This window comes from Luteimonas sp. Soil_N_1, from assembly GCF_057656255.1.
The window spans coordinates 319,236-336,875 of the sequence record NZ_JBDGKS010000001.1 but is presented as its reverse complement, the minus strand read 5'-3'; the positions used below and the strand labels follow the sequence as shown (position 1 = coordinate 336,875).

At 67.3% G+C, this 17,640-nt stretch carries 14 protein-coding genes; 2 read left to right on the top strand and 12 right to left on the bottom strand.

The annotated features are described in order from the left end of the window. Positions 1 to 9: 9 nt before the first annotated feature. From AC3A4E_RS01635 to AC3A4E_RS01625, 3 genes are all read right to left on the bottom strand, one after another. Complete coding sequence (locus AC3A4E_RS01635; RefSeq protein WP_487629835.1) at positions 10 to 204, bottom strand: hypothetical protein; 195 nt, start codon at positions 202 to 204, stop codon at positions 10 to 12. 357 nt (positions 205 to 561) lie between these two features. Further along, positions 562 to 1,173, bottom strand: coding sequence for a hypothetical protein (locus tag AC3A4E_RS01630; protein ID WP_487629834.1), 612 nt, complete (start codon positions 1,171 to 1,173; stop codon positions 562 to 564). Positions 1,174 to 1,552: 379 nt separating this feature from the next. Continuing rightward, complete coding sequence (locus AC3A4E_RS01625) at positions 1,553 to 2,239, bottom strand: YitT family protein (protein WP_487629833.1); 687 nt, start codon at positions 2,237 to 2,239, stop codon at positions 1,553 to 1,555. Between the two features lie 194 nt (positions 2,240 to 2,433). Between AC3A4E_RS01625 and AC3A4E_RS01620 the strand changes: the two genes are divergently transcribed. Beyond that, the gene (locus AC3A4E_RS01620; protein WP_487629832.1) at positions 2,434 to 4,491 is read left to right on the top strand and encodes a TonB-dependent receptor; all 2,058 of its coding nucleotides are present in this window, start codon (positions 2,434 to 2,436) and stop codon (positions 4,489 to 4,491) included. On the opposite strand, the gene galE is transcribed toward AC3A4E_RS01620, so the two are convergent. The 3 genes from galE to AC3A4E_RS01605 form a co-directional block, all read right to left on the bottom strand. Beyond that, a complete protein-coding gene (galE, locus tag AC3A4E_RS01615; protein WP_487629831.1) occupies positions 4,475 to 5,590 on the bottom strand; it encodes a UDP-glucose 4-epimerase GalE in 1,116 nt (371 codons plus the stop codon). The two genes, AC3A4E_RS01620 and galE, sit on opposite strands and share 17 nt — an antisense overlap. Next, entirely contained in the window at positions 5,587 to 9,384 is a 3,798-nt protein-coding gene (locus AC3A4E_RS01610) for an NAD(P)-binding protein (protein ID WP_487629830.1), read from the bottom strand. Before AC3A4E_RS01610 ends, galE begins: the two co-directional genes overlap by 4 nt. A 402-nt stretch (positions 9,385 to 9,786) precedes the next feature. Further along, positions 9,787 to 10,950 carry a mandelate racemase/muconate lactonizing enzyme family protein gene (locus AC3A4E_RS01605; protein ID WP_487629829.1) on the bottom strand — a complete coding sequence of 388 codons (1,164 nt, stop codon included), beginning with the start codon at positions 10,948 to 10,950 and terminating at the stop codon, positions 9,787 to 9,789. 192 nt (positions 10,951 to 11,142) lie between these two features. Between AC3A4E_RS01605 and AC3A4E_RS01600 the strand changes: the two genes are divergently transcribed. Next, a complete protein-coding gene (locus tag AC3A4E_RS01600) occupies positions 11,143 to 12,045 on the top strand; it encodes a LysR family transcriptional regulator (RefSeq protein ID WP_487629828.1) in 903 nt (300 codons plus the stop codon). Positions 12,046 to 12,248: 203 nt separating this feature from the next. Here AC3A4E_RS01600 and bioC read toward each other — a convergent pair whose 3' ends face one another. The 6 genes from bioC to bioB are packed head-to-tail and all read right to left on the bottom strand — an operon-like array spanning position 12,249 to position 17,594. Further along, positions 12,249 to 13,151 carry a malonyl-ACP O-methyltransferase BioC gene (gene bioC / locus AC3A4E_RS01595; RefSeq protein ID WP_487629827.1) on the bottom strand — a complete coding sequence of 301 codons (903 nt, stop codon included), beginning with the start codon at positions 13,149 to 13,151 and terminating at the stop codon, positions 12,249 to 12,251. Continuing rightward, the gene (gene bioH / locus AC3A4E_RS01590) at positions 13,148 to 13,909 is read right to left on the bottom strand and encodes a pimeloyl-ACP methyl ester esterase BioH (protein WP_487631989.1); all 762 of its coding nucleotides are present in this window, start codon (positions 13,907 to 13,909) and stop codon (positions 13,148 to 13,150) included. The genes bioC and bioH overlap by 4 nt, the downstream gene beginning before the upstream one ends. 23 nt (positions 13,910 to 13,932) lie before the next feature. Continuing rightward, positions 13,933 to 14,937 (bottom strand): multidrug resistance efflux transporter family protein, encoded by a 1,005-nt coding sequence (locus tag AC3A4E_RS01585; RefSeq protein WP_487629826.1) that lies wholly within the window; start codon positions 14,935 to 14,937, stop codon positions 13,933 to 13,935. After that, positions 14,934 to 16,166, bottom strand: coding sequence for an 8-amino-7-oxononanoate synthase (gene bioF / locus AC3A4E_RS01580; RefSeq protein ID WP_487629825.1), 1,233 nt, complete (start codon positions 16,164 to 16,166; stop codon positions 14,934 to 14,936). Before bioF ends, AC3A4E_RS01585 begins: the two co-directional genes overlap by 4 nt. Beyond that, entirely contained in the window at positions 16,159 to 16,521 is a 363-nt protein-coding gene (locus tag AC3A4E_RS01575) for a hypothetical protein (protein WP_487629824.1), read from the bottom strand. The genes bioF and AC3A4E_RS01575 overlap by 8 nt, the downstream gene beginning before the upstream one ends. Beyond that, positions 16,518 to 17,594, bottom strand: a complete 1,077-nt coding sequence (gene bioB / locus AC3A4E_RS01570) for a biotin synthase BioB (protein WP_487629823.1) — start codon at positions 17,592 to 17,594, stop codon at positions 16,518 to 16,520. Before bioB ends, AC3A4E_RS01575 begins: the two co-directional genes overlap by 4 nt. Positions 17,595 to 17,640 lie beyond the last annotated feature (46 nt).

Below are 17,640 nucleotides of genomic sequence, written 5' to 3'. Positions count from 1 at the left end.
CCGTGCCCGTCACCAGCGCAGGATGAAATGCGCGAATCCGGGGATGTCGTTCGGCGTGTACTCGGCAGTGTAGCCGCGCTGCGCCAGCATCGCGACCGTTTCGGCGAGCCGCTCCTCTGTCATCCCCCGCACATCGACCGTCCACTCGAAGGTGCGTGCGCCGGAGAAGGGATGGGCCTGCAGGCGTTCGAGCAGATCGCGCACGACCTGGCTCGGCGTCCGCGCTCGCGGCGGCGGGGGGGGCGGGATGGTCGGGGACTGCATGGCGGAACCGCCGTACGAGTGGCCTTGCACGAACGCGGATGTCCGCCGGGCGCGGACACGGTCCCGCAGACCGGCACGAACATGGCCGGTCGCAAGGATCACTGCGTGAGAACGGCAGGCCCGTCCACCCGGCGACGCTTCGAAGCAGCGTCGGGCGACCTGTTTGCGGAGTATCGACTCTAGGCGCCCGATTGCAGGCTCAACGTGATGCTGGACTGCGAATGTCAGGTCGCCGACGCACGGCAATGGCAGCGCAATGCGTGATCTCACGTGCCGCGTCCCATCGCGATGTCCGCCTCAGCCGGCAGGCTGCCCGTCGGCGACGAGTGTCAGTCCTTCGTTGAGCAGCCAGCGCGTCGCCAGCACGCGTTGCGGTTGTGGCTGGTCCTTGAGGACGTCGACCATCTGCCGGAAAGAGCGGCACCTCGACTGGCGACTCGCGTCGTCGGTACCCGTCGAGGTCAGTCCCAGCATGAAACCGTCATGCAGCAGCGTGGCGGTGATCGCCGCGGCGCGCAGCACTTGCTGCGCGGCAGCCGGATCGTAGGGCTGCGGCTGCCCCTGCAGGCCACTCATTGCAACCGTGGTGAAGGCGTTGGCGAAGCGGTTGCGGCTCGCCGGGCCGAGCGTGTCGACGGTGCGCTGGAACGCGGAGAGGTCGCGTCTGGCATCGGGCTCGAACAGCGCACACAGCGCGCGCGCTTCGTTCGGCTCGCGCGAGGACAGCAGCACGGCCTGGAAGAGGTCGTCGACCGATTGCGTCGAGGCGCGTCGCAACACGTCGCCACCGGTCGACAGCACCGCGGCCGGGTCGAGACGCGAGAGGTCGATTTCGTACTGTTGAGCGGACGCGATGCCCGGCGCGGCGAGTGCGAGACACAGCAAGGGCGTGATCAGGAGTCGGCGCATCACAGGAGCTTCCATGGACCGGCTGGGTCGATGAACGCGAGTCTAGGTGCGTCCGCCTGAACATCTATCACGGCGCAGGCGCGACACGGCTGTCATGGATCCGCTTCAGACAATCGGGGGATATACGACGTCCTGCCTCGTCGCTCGACGGTCTCTCCAGATAACGCGCGGGCTGGGAAGACAGTTGGTGCTGGCAATCCAGTGGGACCACAAACGTGGGCTCGGTGCTCGCGCAGGCGGCGAGCGCTGTGAGCAGTACCCCGGCGAATGCGGCGGCAGTCGACTTGCGCATGTCATGACCTTCCTGGTGGACATGTCTGCATGCTGCCATCGGCAACTGCGCACGCCCTGTGCCGATGGTTGGGCCCTTCGACGCGCCTCACGCGCCCATGTAGCGCCCGGGCCGGTGGTTGAACAGCAGCACGAGGTTGAGCACCAGCACGCCGAGCGCGGAGTACAGCACCTGCGCGGGCGGCACGATCATCAGCGCGACCAGCATCAGCACGGTGTCGAAACCCATCTGCAGTTTGCCGGCGCTCCAGCCGCGGCTGCGCTGCAGCCAGACCACGACGATACCCACGCCGCCGAGACTCGCGCGATGGCGGATGAAGGACAGGATGCCCATGCCGACCAGTGCGCCGCCGAAGATCGCAGAGAACGCGGGGCTCATCGACTCGAACGGCGCCCAGCGCGGAATCGCGTCGGCAACGAAGCCGGTCACGCCAACCGCGAGAAAGGTCTTGAGGGTGAATTCCCAGCCCATGCGCCGCACCGCGATCCAGTAGAACGGCAGGTTGATCAGCACGAACAGCAGGCCGAAGTTCCAGCCGCTGGCGTAGTGCACCAGCAGCGATACACCGGCGATGCCGCCGACCAGCAGACCGCCGGTGGCGAGGATCGACATGCCCAGCGCGCCGACCAGGCTGGCGAGCACCAGGCCCTGCACGTCCTCGACCAGCGTGTGCCGCTGCGCCGACGCTTCGGGCGCGGCCACGGCGACGGCCGCTTCGGCTTCGGCGGCATCGTGCGGATCGGGCTGGGACGGCTTGGCGTGGATGGCGGACACAGGCGCAGACGGTGGATGTTGCGCTGCAGCATAACCGACTGCGGCTGGACGGTCGGTGATGCTGGACATCCCGAACCGCATTCCAGCGCGCATTGCGCATGCGGAATGCCTTCTGCGAACCGTTCGCGGTCGCAATAAATGTAATGTTATTACATGATAGAGTGCCGGCCCGTTCAGCAACGCCGCCCTCCCGCATGAAGATCTGCCGCCTCACCGCCGCCCTGTTCGCCGCCCCGATCGCCGCCGCCCTGTCCTCGCCTGTTGCCCATGCCCAATCGCAGGGCGCCACCACCACGATGGGGCCGGTGCACGTGCACCAGGCGCGTGGCCAGCTGACCGCCCACGAGGTGCTGACGTCAGTCGACGTGCTCGGCGCCGAGCAGATCGAAGACAAGACGGTGACGCAGAGCTGGGAACTGCTCGGGCAGATGCCGGGCATGCAACTGACCGAGACGCGCCAGGGCGCGGAGTCCGGCAAGGTGAGCTTTCGCGCGTTCAATGGCGAGGGCTATCTCAATGCGATCAAGACGCTGATCGACGGCATTCCGAGCAACGTCAACAGCGGCAACCAGCGCTTCATCGACATGCTGTTTCCGCTGGAGATCGATTACATCGAAGTCGTGCGCGGCACCAACGATCCGCGTTACGGCCTGCACAACATCGGCGGCAACATCAATTTCGGCACGCGCCAGGGCGGCGAGTACACCGATGCGCGCCTGACCTACGGCAGCTTCGACACGCGCGAAGCGCAGATCGCGGTAGGCCGCGAGAGCGGCGGCTTCGCGCAGAACTACTTCGTCGGCGTGCAGGCCTCGGACGGCTATCGCGACCACGATGCGTCGGAGAAATATTCGCTGGGCGGCAAGTGGTTCTACGGCAGCCTCGACGACGGCATGCGCATCGGCCTGACGGCGCGCGCGTACAGACAGGAAGCCGAAGAGCCGGGCTTCATGACCGCCGAGGAACTGGCCACCGACCGGCGCCGGTCCGACCGCCGCAATGCCAACGATGGCGACGACCGCGAGATGCGTCAGATCGGCGTGCACATGGATCTGAAGCTTGCCGAGAATCTTGTGCTCGGCAGCAAGCTCTACTACAACCGCTACGAGGACGACCGCCGCGTCACCTTCAGCGATCTGCCCACCGGCAATGCGCCTCGGCAGCGCCGCATCTGGGACGAGAAGCAGACCGGCATGCTCGCCACGCTGACCTGGGTCGCCAGCGACACGCTCACGCTCGAGAGCGGCGCCAACTACGAGCAGCAGCGCAACGGCTACACGCGACAGCGCTTCAACTACGCCGAGCCGACCGATTTCGACGCACCGCCCGCGCGCGTGCAGAACGACGACTTCCACAGCTTCGACAACACCGGCGCCTACGTGCAGGCGATCTGGCAGCCGGTCGATGCCCTGAAGATCGTGCCGGCCTATCGCGTCGACCGCTTCGATGGCGCGACCCAGTTGCCAGGTGGCGTGCATGCGCCGCTGCAGGACTACGGCACCATCGGCCAGCCCAAGCTCAGCGTGGTCTATGCGCTGTCGCCGGACACCAACCTCTATGCGAACTGGGGCCGCACCTTCCAGGTGCTGACCGGCTCCACGCCGCCCGCGTACCTGACGCCGGGCCAGATGGCGATGCAGCCTTCGACCAACACCGGCATGGAAGCAGGTCTGCGCTTCGCGCCGTTCGCCGGCAGCCAGGCACGCATCGCGGTGTGGCAGCAGGACGCCGAGAACGAGGTCTCCAACATGCCCGCCACCGGCACAACCGTGGTGTTGGGCAAGACCCGCCGCCGCGGCGTGGATGCACAGATCGATGCGCAGCTCGGCGAGCGCTGGACGCTGCGCGCCTCGCACGCCTACCAGGAAGCGAAGATCGAACGCGACGGCCGCGCTGCCGGCCTGTCGATCGAAGGTAACGAGGTCGCGGCGACGCCACGCACGATCAGCAATCTCGGTGTGGACTACCGCGCCAGCGATGCGCTCGCGTTCGGACTGCACGCACGCGCGCAGGGCGATTACTACCTCGAAGAGCGCAATGTGACGGAGAAGTTCGGCAAGTTCGCCGTGCTCGACCTGAGCGCGAAGTACCAGATCAATCCACGCCTGAGCGTCGATTTCCAGGTCAAGAATCTGACCGACCGCGAATACGCCTACGCCTGGTACGACAGCTTTTTCTGGGACACCGCGCAGCCGATGTTCTCGCCGGCGCCGGGCCGCAGTGCCTTCGTGTCGCTCAGCCTGCGGTTGTGACCAGCGGCGCTGGCGCGTGGGTCGGCGCCGCCAGCAATAGTTCTGGGGCCACGCCATCTGCGACATGGCGGTAGGCGTCGGCGCACATTTCACCGAGCCCGCGCTTCGCGTGCCATTTCAGCGTGTCGCGCGCGGCCTGGGGGTCGGCGTAGAAACACGCGACATCGCCAGGTCGGCGTTCGACGATCGTGTACGGCAGCTCGCATCCGCTGGCCGCCGCATACGCACCGACGAGATCGAGCACCGAGGTGCCGACGCCGGTGCCGATGTTGAGGACGCGATGCCCTGGCGCCGACAGTACACAGTCGAGCGCGGCGACATGTGCTTCTGCCAGGTCCATGACATGCACGTAGTCGCGCACGCAGGTGCCGTCGGGCGTCGGGTAATCGCCGCCGAACACGCGGAGACGCTTCAGCGTGCCGTTCGCGACACGGCCGAGATACGGGACGAGATTCTCGGGCTCACCCAATGGCGAATCACCGAGTTGCCCGCTGCCGTGCGCGCCGATCGGATTGAAGTAGCGCAATGACACGACGCTCGCGCGAACGTCGCTCGCACATACGTCCGCCAGCATCAGCTCCACAATCATCTTGCTGCGGCCGTACGCGCTCTCGGGTCGCAGCGGATGGTCTTCGCGCAGCGGCAGGCTGTCGGGCTCGCCGTAGACGGTCGCCGACGAACTGAAGACGATGCGCGGATCGCCCTGGCGCGCGATCGCCTGCACCAGCGCGATGGAACCGGCGACATTGATCGCGTAGTAGCGCAGCGGATCACGCGAGGACTCGGCCACGGACTTGACGCCCGCGAAGTGGATCGCCGCGTCGGGCCGGTACCGCGCGACGATGGCATCGAGCCAGCCCGGCGCGAGGATGTCGCCCTGCTCGAAAAGCGGCCGCTCACCGGACACGGATTCGATCGCATCGAGCACCGAGACATCGCTGTTGCTCAGATCGTCGACCACGAGCACGCGGAAGCCGGCCAGCTGCAGGCATACGCAGGTGTGCGAGCCGATGTAGCCCGTGCCGCCGGTGACCAGGATCAGCCGCGAGGCGTCCACATCCGGGGCGGACGCAACTGCGCCGGGCCCGGATGCGTTCAAGTCGCTCTCGCTTCGCTGCGTGTCTCTTCCAGCCGTGCCGACTGCGCTGCGCGGCGACCGGCAAGAAACGCATGATCGGAGTTGTAGTACTCCCACTCGCTGTAGCGGCCGGCGAGGATCACATCATGTGCGAGCAGCCAGGCGCGGATGGTCTCCACGTTCGCGGCGCGCGCATGGTCGTAGAGCACGTAGGCGTAGGGCATATCGACGATGGATGCGGTGAGGATCGGATCGTCGGCGCCGATCATGCCGACCTCGATGCATTCGGCGATGCAGCGGTCGATCAGGGCGTCGCCATCGACCGGCAGCGGTTTGGTCGGCGAATAGGTGATCTCGCAGGTCAGGCCGAACCCACCGGACGGATTGTTGTGCGGACTCGCGTTGCCCTGCACGAAGATGCGATGGAAGATCGTGTGCTCGGGGTAGTAGATCCAGTGCTTGTCGGTCAGGTCCGCGCGGCCGACGCCGATGTTCACGCAGCGCACCGAGATGTGCCGCAGGCCGGCGGCCGCAACGCGCACACGCTCCGGCGCTTCGTCGCCGAGCAGCGTCACCAGCTGCGGCAACGGCAGCGTGCTGACCAGACGCTTCCAGCGCAGGCGATGCCCATCCGACAACGTGACCTGCCGCTTCGTCACCGAGACACCGGTGATCGTCCTGCCGAGCATCAACGTGCTTTCCAGATGCGGCAGGAATCCATCCATCAACGCCTGGAAACCGCCACGCAGCGGATAGCCGAAGCGCGCATTCGGACCGACCGGCGCCATCACCGGTTCGAGTGCGCCTTCGATCATCTCGTCGAGATTCGGCATCGGCACACGCCCGCCGAGCCATGAGGTTTCCATCTCCCGCGGCGGCACGGTCCACAGCTTGGTGTTGTAGGGCACGGCGAAATGCTTCGCCACGCCGGCGCCCCAGACCTGGTAGATGAACTCCTCGAAGTTCGCTGGTGCGCGCTGTGCCAGCGTTGCGACCTTGCCGCTGGTCGCGTGGTCTTTCGGATCGGCGCCGTGCATCGAAGCAGCGCTGTCGGGGACCGCGCCGTCGGCGCAGCAGTCCGTCAGCGCCGTGTCGCTGCTCTTCTGTGCCACCACAGGCGCCGCGACGCGCGTCGAACCATCGAGCGCGCCGAAGCGCGCTTCGATCGCGCCGACCAGACATTCCTTGAGCACCGCCGGCGGCAGGCCATGCAGCGCACCCTGGAACGGATAGCGCGTGTGCACGCCCTTGCTGAAAACCCAGGCCTCGCGGTTCTGCCAGTGCAGGTTGTCGCCGAGCAACACTTCGTAGAGCGCCAGCACGTCCGGATCATTGGAGAACATGATGTGGCCGGCGTAATCGAACTTGAAACCCTGATCGTCGATCGAACGACACCAGCCGCCGACGGTCGCTTCGCGCTCCACGAGCACGCTGCCCTTGCCGTAGTGATACGCGGCCGACAACCCGGTCGGACCGGCGCCGAGGATCAGACAGTCCACCGGCGGCTCCGGCAATGCCACGACGCGCTGCCCATCCAGATACGCACGTGCGCGCGGGTTGAGCCCGGTCGTCGCGGCTGCGCGCATCAGCTGTGCCATTGCTTCGGCGGTGCTGTCCCACGAGGCCGCGCCGGTCAGCGCGTCCTGCGCGCGGACACGCGTCTGCATCGCCTCCCCGGTCTCGACAAGCGCGTCTTCGCACGCGGCAATGAAGCCCGCGTAGTCGCGCGCGATCGTCACGCCCGGGGCATACAGCCGCTCGACGTCGCGCACCGCCGTGCTGACGACCGGCTTGCGCGCGGCCATGTATTCGAGCGTCTTGGTCGGACTGATGAACGCGGTGGCATCGTTGAGGGCGAACGGCAGCAGACAGACGTCCCATTCCGCGACCGCTGCCGGCAGCGCCGCGTATGCGCGTTGGCCGAGGTAGTGCACGTTGTGGAAGCGCGGCAATGTGGCCGGATCGATTTTGACGACCGGGCCGATCAGATCGATGCGCCATTCGGGATGTGCGCCGGCCAGCGCCTCGATCAGTTCGAGATCCAGACGCTCGTCGATGACGCCGAAGAATCCCAGGCGCACCGGCACACCGGTCCTGTTCCGCAGCAGATCGCGACGACCCTGAGCGAAATGCACCACGTCCACGCTGCTCGGGAAGCAGTGCGCGAGCGGATTGCGGGCCGCCTTCGCATCCTGCAGTGACGGGCCGCCGGTGAACACGAGATCCGCGACTTCCAGCAACGTGCGTTCGCGATGCATCAGCCGCTCCGGTGCGTTGCGGAAAGCGCTCAGCTCGTCCATGCAGTCGTAGATGATCGAAACCGGTTCGAGCTTCTGCACGAGCGGCAGGGCCATCGGCGTGTACAGCCACACCCCCATGTCCGCGTGCCCATGCTCGGCCAGCCACGCCTGCAGCAGGTCGTCGAGGACCGGGAACTGCGTATCGGCGAAGCCGGCTTCGGCGATCTGCGTATGCGGGCGCAGCACCGTCACGCCACTGCAGGGATGCGACACCTCCAGCCATGCGTCGCGGTCGGCATCGAAGACCGGTTCTTCGAATAACACGACATCCCATCGCTGCGCCAGGCGTGAGAGCAGGTGCTGCGGACGCTGGTAGACGAAATCCCAACGCAGATGGGAGAACACGAGAAGCTGGCGCATGGGCGGGGTTCCACTGGAAGAAGGAAGCGGGCGTTGGAGCAGACGTCGTGCATGCGCATAGGCGCGTGCGTAATCACGTGCGAGCACCGGCGGTCGTTGGGGCACTTCGGGGTCGGCATCCCACAGGCCACTGCGATGCCAGTGCGTGGCGTCTTCCCAGTCGGGTCGATCGACGACCGGATAGAGACAGACGCCTTCGATGTCGGCGCCGTCTTCGCGTGCGATCCGGATCTGTGTCGCCACTTCGCCCAGCCAGCGCGCGCGGCCGTGACCGAAGTGGCTGGTCTCGCTGACCGTCATCGGCAGGCGGTAGCGCTCGTGCGCCTGGCGCAGCAGGCGCGACAGCGGCACGCGGCGCGGATGCGCGTCATGCCAGTCCAACAGCGGGTCAGCTCCAACCTGCCACTGGTTGCCGTGGTAGTAGTTGATGCCGAGCAGATCCACGCAAGCCGGCGACCCGCCCAGCGAGTGCTGCGCGCGGCCGGTGAGCATGTCCAGCACCTCGAACTGCGCGGCATGGGTGCGCGTGGCCTCGGCGACCAGGTCGGGCCGGTCCGCCGGTGCCGCGACATGTACCAGAGGCTCCACCCACATCATGCGGGAGGTCGGATCGACCTCGAGGATCGCGGCGCGCCCGGCCAGTGCAGCGCGGACCAGTCGACGCTTGAACGCGGGCGCCTCGTCTGCGCGATCGCCGATATGCGGATGGAACAGTCCGGTAGCGGTGACGCCCCAGCTCAGGAACGAGATCTCGTTGATCGGCGTATAGATGCGAGGCGCCGGTGACGGGTACTGCACCAGCACTTCGGCGACGACTGCGCAGAAGCGCGCGAACCGGCGGATGAATGCTTCGTCGTCCACCGCGAGCAGATCCACGTGCGCGGGCACGCCGTAGTGCATCAGTGTCCAGCGGACGGCCAGACCGTGTCGGACAGCCGCCCGTGCACGTGCGTGCACGCCGCTGAAGTCGAAGCTGTCCGCGTGTTCGCTGATGCGCCAGCCCACGCTTTCGCGGACTTCGTGGAACCCCAAGCGGCGCAGACGCCGGTAGTCGAGATCGAGCCGCGCCAGATGGCCGCTGTCGTGTGTCATCGACAACGCGATACCACGACCGTTGACGTGATCCGCGCCCTCGAAACCGCCTATCCAGCGCATGCGCGACCTCCTGGCCGGATGCCGTCGAACAGTGGACAAGGCGAGCGGTGCCGCTCAGGCCCGGAATACGGGCGGAGTACGCATGACAACCTGGACTGTCGGATCGGTGCTGGCGCGAAGCTGCGCGTCGTTCCGTGCGGTGGGCGTGAGTTGGACGATGTTTTGTCGCGCCGCATCGCACCGGATGGTTACGTGAACCCTTCAGACGCAGCGTCGCTATCCGGGTGGCGGCTGCACGCCCGGGCTCTCCTCCTGGCGCGCCCAACGTTCGACCGTCGAGCGATTACTCCTGCCGATCAACGAATCATCAGCTGCCCGCGGATCGACACGTCACTTGTGCGGACGGGTCGTCTTCTTGCGACTGTCGACGGCCGTGCACGGACCGCCGTCAAAAAGCAGGCGTTACTCCGCCAGCTCGCGCATGACCCGGATCAGGTCGGACTTGCCCTCGAAACCGATACCCGGAAGTTCCGGCATCACGATGTGGCCATCCTGCACCTGCACCCCGTCTGGAAAGCCGCCGTATGGCTGGAACAGATCCGGATAGCTCTCGTTGCCGCCGAGCCCCAGGCCCGCCGCGATGTTGAGCGACATCTGGTGGCCACCATGCGGGATGCAGCGCGCGGGCGACCAGCCGAACTGTTCCAGCACATCTAGCGTGCGCAGGTACTCGACCAGACCGTAGGACAGGGCGCAGTCGAACTGCAGGTAATCGCGGTCCGGACGCATGCCGCCGTAGCGCAGCAGGTTGCGCGCGTCCTGGTGCGAGAACAGGTTCTCGCCGGTCGACATGGCGCCGGGATAGAACTCCGACAGCGCGGCCTGCAGCGCGTAGTCCAGCGGATCGCCGACTTCCTCGTACCAGAACAACGGGTAGTCGCGCAGCATCTTCGCGTAGGCGATACCGGTCTCCAGATCGAAGCGCCCGTTGGCGTCCACCGCCAGCTGTGCCTCGTTGCCGATCTCCTGCAGCACCGACTCGATACGCGCACGGTCATCGTCGATCGACGCGCCGCCGATCTTCATCTTGACGACGGTGTAGCCGCGGTCGATGTAGCTGCGCATTTCCTTGCGCAGCGCGCTGTCGTCCTTGCCCGGATAGTAGTAACCGCCGGCGGCATACACGAACACACGCGGATTGGCCTCGACCCCCTTTTGCTCGGCGAGCAGACGGAACAGCGGCTTGCCGGCGATCTTGGCGGTCGCGTCCCAGATCGCCATGTCGAGCGTGCCGACGGCAACCGAGCGTTCGCCGTGTCCACCGGGCTTCTCGTTGGACATCATCGCCGTCCAGATTTTACCGGGGTCGAGGTTGTCACCGGTGTCGGCGAGCAGCGAATCGGGCTCGGCCTGCAGGATGCGATCGCGGAAGCGCTCGCGGATCAGACCACCCTGGCCATAGCGGCCGTTGGAGTTGAAGCCGTACCCGACCACGCGGCGACCGTCACGCACCTGGTCGGTGACCACTGCCACGAGGCTCGCGGTCATCCTGCTGAAATCGATGTACGCGTTGCGGATGGGCGAAGCGATCGGCTTGGTGATTTCGACGACATCAGTGATGCGCATGGTCTGTCCTGTTGGAATACGTGGAGTGTGTGTGCCGACCGGCTGGGACACGACGGTCGGCGTTGGCTCGCCGTCTGCTCCGCGGAGCCTGTGTCGTTCCTGATGCCGAACCGTATGACGCCGTCGAGACTAGTCCGTCCTTGCAGCTGCGTTCCAATGCCAATTGGGTTGCGCTGATGCACAATCGGCATCATGGAGCTCAACTGGATCGAAGACTGTCTGGCCCTGGCGGACACGCTCAACTTCCGCCGCGCGGCTGAAATCCGTCATCTCACGCAACCGGCTTTCAGCCGTCGCATCCGTTCGCTGGAAGCGTGGGTGGGCACGCCTTTGTTCGAACGGTCGCGACAGGGCGTGCACCTCACACGGGCAGGTGAGGCGTTCCGCGAACGTGCGGCCGCGCTTTCGCGTTCGATCCATTCGGCACGCAACGAAGCACTGGATATCGCAGGCCTGCGGCGGTCGCCGCTGGTCTTCATCTCGACCCACGCGCTGTCCTTCACCTTCTTTCCGTCATGGATCCGCAAGGCGGATCACGACGCGCGGCTGGGCGCCTTCCAGCTGGTGTCGGACACGCTGCGCGCCAGCGAACGCCTGATGCTCGAGGACGGCGCGCAGTTCATGCTCTGCCACCACCACCCGCGCATGCGGCTGCTGCTCGACTCCACCCGTTTCACATCCGTCGTCGTCGGCTGCGATGTCCTGCAGCCCTTCAGTGCACCGGACGCGACGGGTCGCGCGATCTGGAAGCTCGGCACTGCAGGGAAGAACATCCCGGTGCTGTCCTACAGCGAGGATTCCGGACTCGGACGCATCCTCGCCAACGACGCGCAGCTTGCATCCTTGAGGTCCAGGTTTGCGGTGAAGTTCACGTCCGATCTCGCAGCGACGTTGCGACAGATGTGCAAGGCCGGCGATGGCATCGCCTGGCTGCCACGCACTCTGGTCGAAGAGGACCTGCACGCAGGATCACTGGTCGAAGCGTCATCGAAGGTCGCCCACGTGATTCCTGTCGACATCCGCCTGTTCCGCAACCGCGCGCAGCTTGGCGCAGAGGCCGAGCGCCTGTGGTTGGCGTTGAGTGCTGCGGGTTGATCGCAGGCGGCCGGAGGACCCCGCGCAACGACAGGCATCCGCAGCGATCTGAAGCAAGCGCCGACAGATTCGGTAGCGGACGACGCGTCCTCGGGGTCGTGCCCGCGACACGATCTTCGATGCTCTGTGGTGACGCAGCTCCAGCGCCTGGACCGTATGGACGGGGCGTTGTGTCAGCCGGCTCGCCATCCGCAGGACCCCACTCAGTCGCGCGTACGGCGCCGCACCGGAATCGACCCTGCAGGAAAGCGGGCCAGCTCCTCGCCACCGTCGCGGATCGGCGCGCCGTGCGGCGGCGACCACGCCATCGCGGTGATCCATTCCCAGCTCGCAGGCAAGCCTTTTGGCGTGCGGAACTGCTCGTAGTGGGCGGCAGCGGCGGCAAAGCGCGCGCGGCCGGTGAGCGCGCGACGGCGATCTGCGAGCGCGTTGGTCGCGCCGATCGCACGTTGCTCGCGCATCAGTGCGGCCATGTCCGGATGCCAGTGCGTGGCCACGTCGCGATCGAGGACCGGATTGCGGAAACCGGCGCGCATCAATGCATCGCCGAACTCGGCAATCGATGCGAACGGGCTGACATGCGGCTGGGCATCCGCGACACCGAACGACTCGCGCAGCTCGATCAGCGTCTGCGGTCCGAACGTGGACACCAGCAGCAGGCCGTCGGGCTTGAGCACGCGGCGGAACCCGGCGAATGCCGACGGCAGGTCTTCCACCCACTGCAGGCAGACATTGGAGAACAGCACATCGACACTGTTGTCGGCGAACGGCAGCAGTCGCAGGTCGGCGCACACCCGGTCGACCGGCTTCTGCAGGCCCAGCCTGTCGCGCCAGCCGGTGCGCACCGGCGCCTGCTGCAGCATCGCCAGCGACAGGTCCACCGCCACCACACGGGACTTGGGCCAGCGCTGGCGCATCGCCAGCGCCGCATGTGCCGGGCCGCTGCCGACGTCGAGCACGACACCCGGCACGCGGTCGTCCAGATACTCGAGCGATTCGAGCAGTTGCGCCTCGATCTCGCGTTGCAGCGCTGCAGCGCCGGCGTAACTCGCCGACGCGCGCGAGAACGCGCGACGGACCTGTCGGGGATCGAAAGTCGGACTCATAAGGCAGTGGTGAACTCGATCAGCCGCGCGGTCACCGCGTCGGCGTGGGTGAGGAACGGCGCGTGGCCGGCGTGGGCGACGGTGTGCGCGACTGCACGCGGCGCCAAGGACGCGGCGGCCTCCATCGCACGCGGATCGACCAGGCGGTCGCGACGGCCGGACAGCCACAGGCTGGGCACTGCCAGCGTTGGCAGGTGCGCGCGCAGGTCGGTGGTTTCCAGCAGGCCAAGGCCATCTGCAAGCACGTGCGCCGCCGGCTCGCCACGCGCGAACACTTCTGCACGCAGCGCGCGCAGTTCGCCACGCGCGTCGTCCGATCCGAACGCTTCCAGCGCGATGAAACGGTCCAGCGTCGCGCGATAGTCGCTGCGCAGGCCGGCGGCGAAGTCACGGAATATCTCCGGCGACATGCCGTGCGTCCAGTCGTCGCCACGCACGAAGCGCGGGCTGGCACACAGCATCGCGAGCGCCGGCACGCGATCGGGACGCAATGCCGCGGCCCGCAGTGCGAACAGGCCGCCCAGCGACCAGCCCACCCAGGGCGCGGCCGGCAACACTTCGACGAGTGCTTCGACGACCGCATCGATCGCAAGCGGCAGCGTGCTGTCGCCGCTCAGGCCGTGACCGGGCAGATCGACCAGATAGAGCGTGCGCTGCGCCTCCAGACGTTCACGCACGGGCGCGAACACGCCACCGTGCATTGCCCAGCCGTGCAGCAGCACGAGCGGTGCGCCTTCGCCGGCCACTTCGATATGCAGGCCGTATGGATTGTCCAATGTCGTCATGCGCCCTTGTCTCCACGCAGTGCTTTCGTGCGACGTGCGCTGCCGGCGGCAGGGCGTGCGACGACGATCGCAAATGCCACGATGCCCAGCGTCACCACGACCGCACCGGTCAACGCGCGGCCCTGCGGCCACGCCTCCTGCAGGAACAGCGCGCCCAGAAACGCCGCGAACAGCAGCTCGGCCGCCTGCATCGCTTCGGCGGCCCCCAGCGCGACCGGATTGTTGCGGACCATGCCGGTCGCCTGGAAGAACAGGATGGTTGCGATCACGCCGGCGCTCAGCGCGACACCAGCCGCCAGCCAGACCTGTGACATCGACGGCGTGCCGGCCTCGTGCCAGGCGAACACCGCGACCAGCAGCCACAGCGGCTGGCTGGCGAGCGTGAGTCCGAACACACGCTGCGTGGCGTTGAGGTCTTCGCCGGTGCGTTCGAGATGCAGCAGCAACAGGCGGTTGCCCAGCGGGTACGCGACCGCCGCGGTCAGCACGCAGCACAGCGCAATCCATCCGGCACGATCGAGGCCCGGGCCGCCGTGACCGAACTGCATCAGCAGCACGCCGACGAGAATCGCCGCGGCAATGCCGAGCGCGGCCGGCGGCACACGGCGGCGTGCATCGCGATACAACAGCGGCGCGCACAACATGCCGGCGATCACCGTGAACTGGAAACTGCCGGCGACCAGCCACGCCGGCCCGCTCGATGCGGCGAACGAGAGCATGCAATAGAACAACAGGAAGCCGATCGCACTGCAGCGCAGCCACGCCCACGGATGCGCGGCGATCGCGCGCAGCACCGGTGTCGCGCCGCCCTGCAGAGGCATCAACGGCAGCAGCAGCGGCAGAGTGATGAAGTAGCGCAGGCAAGCCGTCCACGCCCAGTGTCCACCGCCGTTCGCGCTGGCGCGGTTGAGCACGTAGGTCAGGGTGAAGAACAGCGCGGACGCGAGTGCGATCCAGACCGCGAGCAAGGCGCGGCGTGCGTCGTGTTGCGGGTCGGTCATGGCGTGGCGTGTGCGGGAGCGGCTTCTGGATCAGTCGGGTGTGCGTCACGTGCAGCCGCCAACGCGTCGACCAGCGCATCGACATCGGCATCCGCGTGCGCGGCACTCAGGGTCACGCGCAACCGTGCCTGGCCATCGGGCACGGTAGGCGGGCGGATCGCCGCGACCCAGAAGCCCGCCGCATCCAGCGCGCGTGACATCGACAGCGCAGCGGCGTTGTCGCCGCAGCGCAACGGCTGGATGGGCGTGTCGGACGGCATCAGGTCAAGCCCGCGGCGGTGCGCACGGGCACGGAATCGCGCGATCAGGACATCCAGGCGTTCGCGGCGCCAGTGTTCGTGACGCGCGATCCGCACCGCAGCGAGTGCTGCACCGGCCACTGCCGGGGGCAATGCCGTGGTGTAGATGTAAGGGCGCGCGGTTTCGGCCAGATGGGCGACGAGATCGGCATCGCCGGCCACGAGTGCACCGCAGCCACCCAGCGCCTTACCCAGCGTGACCAGCTGCAGCGGCACTGCAGCGGTGTCCAGACGCGCGTCGGCGACGCTGCCGCGCCCGTCCGGGCCGAGTACGCCGATGCCGTGCGCGTCATCGACGTACAGCAGGGCCTGCTGCACACGGGCGACGATCGCCAGTTCGCGCAGCGGGGCGACATCACCGTCCATGCTGAAGACACCATCGGTCGCGAGCACCGCTGCGCCCTGGGGCAGCGACCGCAACTGGCGCAGCGCCCCTTCCGCATCGGCGTGCGGATACCGGCGCAGGCGGCAGCCGGCAAGGCGCGCAGCGTCGATCAGGCTGGCGTGGTTCAACCGGTCCTGCACGCAGGCATCGCCGTCGCCGAGCAGGCCCTGCACGACAGCCAGGTTCGCGCTGAATCCACTCCCGAACAGCAGCGCTGCAGGCACCTGCAACCAGTCGGCGATCTCGCGCTCCAGCGCGTCGTGCAGCGCGTGATGGCCGCTGACCAGGTGCGAGCCTCCGCTGCCCGCGCCGTGCAGCGCAGCGGCATCCTGCAGCGCACCGGAGACCTGGAAGTGCGAGGCGAGTCCGAGATAGTCGTTGCCGCAGAAGTTCAGCAGCCAGCGGCTCCCACCGTCGGCATCGCGGACCTCGCAACGCACGCCATCGCGACGCAGCACGGTGCGCCGCACACGGCGCGCCTGCGCGCGGGTACGGGCCTCGCGCGCGTCCCGTGCACGTGCGCGCAAGTCAGGCCGCTCAGGCACCACGGCCGGCCCAGATCGCCAGTGCGCCCATCGCAATCGCAGGCAGCATCACCAGGCCATTGATCGCCACGCCGACGCGGGCCGAGCGGTCGAGCTTCATGCGCGTCGCGTCCTGCGTATCGGACACGCTCTTGTGCGCGAGCAGCAGCACCGCGAAGAACAGCGCACCGGCAAACAGCACGTGCGCGCCCGCATCCCGGACGTACAGCACGACGCCCCAGCCCAGTACCGCGACCGCGGCCAGGCGCGCGATCGCCAGCAGTTTCGACTGGCCGTCGCGCATCGTCAGCGCGAATCCGCTCAGGCCCACCAGTGCCAGCAGCACGAGGTAGGCCCAGGCGAACCACGGAATCATGCGGCGAAACTCCGCGGGTGCTGCGGCAGCTCGATGATGTCGACGTGGGCGGTGCCGGGGTGATCGTGGTGCTCGGCATCCACGTGCACCTGCATCGGCCGCAGGCCCAGACGCGCGAACAGCGCCATGTCGCGTTCGGTGTCCGGGTTGCCGGTGGTCAGCAGCTGCTCGCCGTAGAAGATCGAGTTGGCGCCGGCGAGGAAGCACATCGCTTGCAGTTCGTCGCTCATGTCCTGACGCCCGGCCGACAGGCGCACCATCGAACGCGGCATCAGGATGCGTGCGACCGCGATCGTGCGCACGAAGTCGAACGGGTCGATTTCCTCGGTGCCGTGCAGCGGCGTGCCTTCGACCTGCACCAGGCGGTTGATCGGCACCGAGTCCGGATGCGAGGGCAGATTCGCCAGCGTGCGCAGCAGACCGGCGCGCTGGCGCCCGGTCTCGCCCATGCCGACGATGCCACCGCAGCAGGTCTTGAGCCCTGCATCGCGCACATGTTCGAGCGTGGTCAGGCGGTCCTGGATCTCGCGGGTCTGGATGATCGAGTCGTAGAACTCGGGATCGGTGTCGAGATTGTGGTTGTAGTAGTCGAGGCCCGCGTCTTTCAGCGCGCGCGCCTGGTCGCCGGTCAGCATGCCGAGCGTGGCGCAGGTCTCCAGACCCAGCGCCTTGACCTCGCGGATCATCGCCGCGACCTTCGGCACGTCGCGGTCCTTCGGCGAGCGCCAGGCGGCGCCCATGCAGAACCGCGTGGCGCCGGCGGCCTTGGCCTGACGGGCCTTCTCCAGTACCGCGTCGGTCTCCATCAGCTTCGTCGCCTGGACACCGGTGTGATAGCGCTGGGCCTGCGGGCAGTAGCTGCAGTCCTCGGGACAGCCACCGGTCTTGACCGACAACAGCGTGCTGACCTGGACCTCGGCCGGATCGAAATGCTGACGGTGCACGCTGGCCGCGCGGAACAGCAGCTCGGGCATCGGTAGCGCGAACAGCGCTTCGATCTCGCTGCGTGACCAGTCATGGCGAAGAGGGGTGGGCTGGCCGGCGACTTCGCGGGCGTGGCTGACAACGGACATGGCGATCTACCGACAGTGACGGCGGGACAAGCCCGGCAGTCTGGAA

Excerpts from the sequence above, each read along its gene's own strand:
- AC3A4E_RS01630 (WP_487629834.1), bottom strand. The coding sequence starts at position 1,173 with ATGCGCCGACTCCTGATCACGCCCTTGCTGTGTCTCGCACTCGCCGCG.
- AC3A4E_RS01620 (WP_487629832.1), top strand. The coding sequence starts at position 2,434 with ATGAAGATCTGCCGCCTCACCGCCGCCCTGTTCGCCGCCCCGATCGCC.
- AC3A4E_RS01575 (WP_487629824.1), bottom strand. The coding sequence starts at position 16,521 with ATGATTCCGTGGTTCGCCTGGGCCTACCTCGTGCTGCTGGCACTGGTG.
- AC3A4E_RS01610 (WP_487629830.1), bottom strand. The coding sequence starts at position 9,384 with ATGCGCTGGATAGGCGGTTTCGAGGGCGCGGATCACGTCAACGGTCGT.
- AC3A4E_RS01605 (WP_487629829.1), bottom strand. The coding sequence starts at position 10,950 with ATGCGCATCACTGATGTCGTCGAAATCACCAAGCCGATCGCTTCGCCC.
- bioB (WP_487629823.1), bottom strand. The coding sequence starts at position 17,594 with ATGTCCGTTGTCAGCCACGCCCGCGAAGTCGCCGGCCAGCCCACCCCT.
- AC3A4E_RS01585 (WP_487629826.1), bottom strand. The coding sequence starts at position 14,937 with ATGACCGACCCGCAACACGACGCACGCCGCGCCTTGCTCGCGGTCTGG.
- bioC (WP_487629827.1), bottom strand. The coding sequence starts at position 13,151 with ATGAGTCCGACTTTCGATCCCCGACAGGTCCGTCGCGCGTTCTCGCGC.
- AC3A4E_RS01600 (WP_487629828.1), top strand. The coding sequence starts at position 11,143 with ATGGAGCTCAACTGGATCGAAGACTGTCTGGCCCTGGCGGACACGCTC.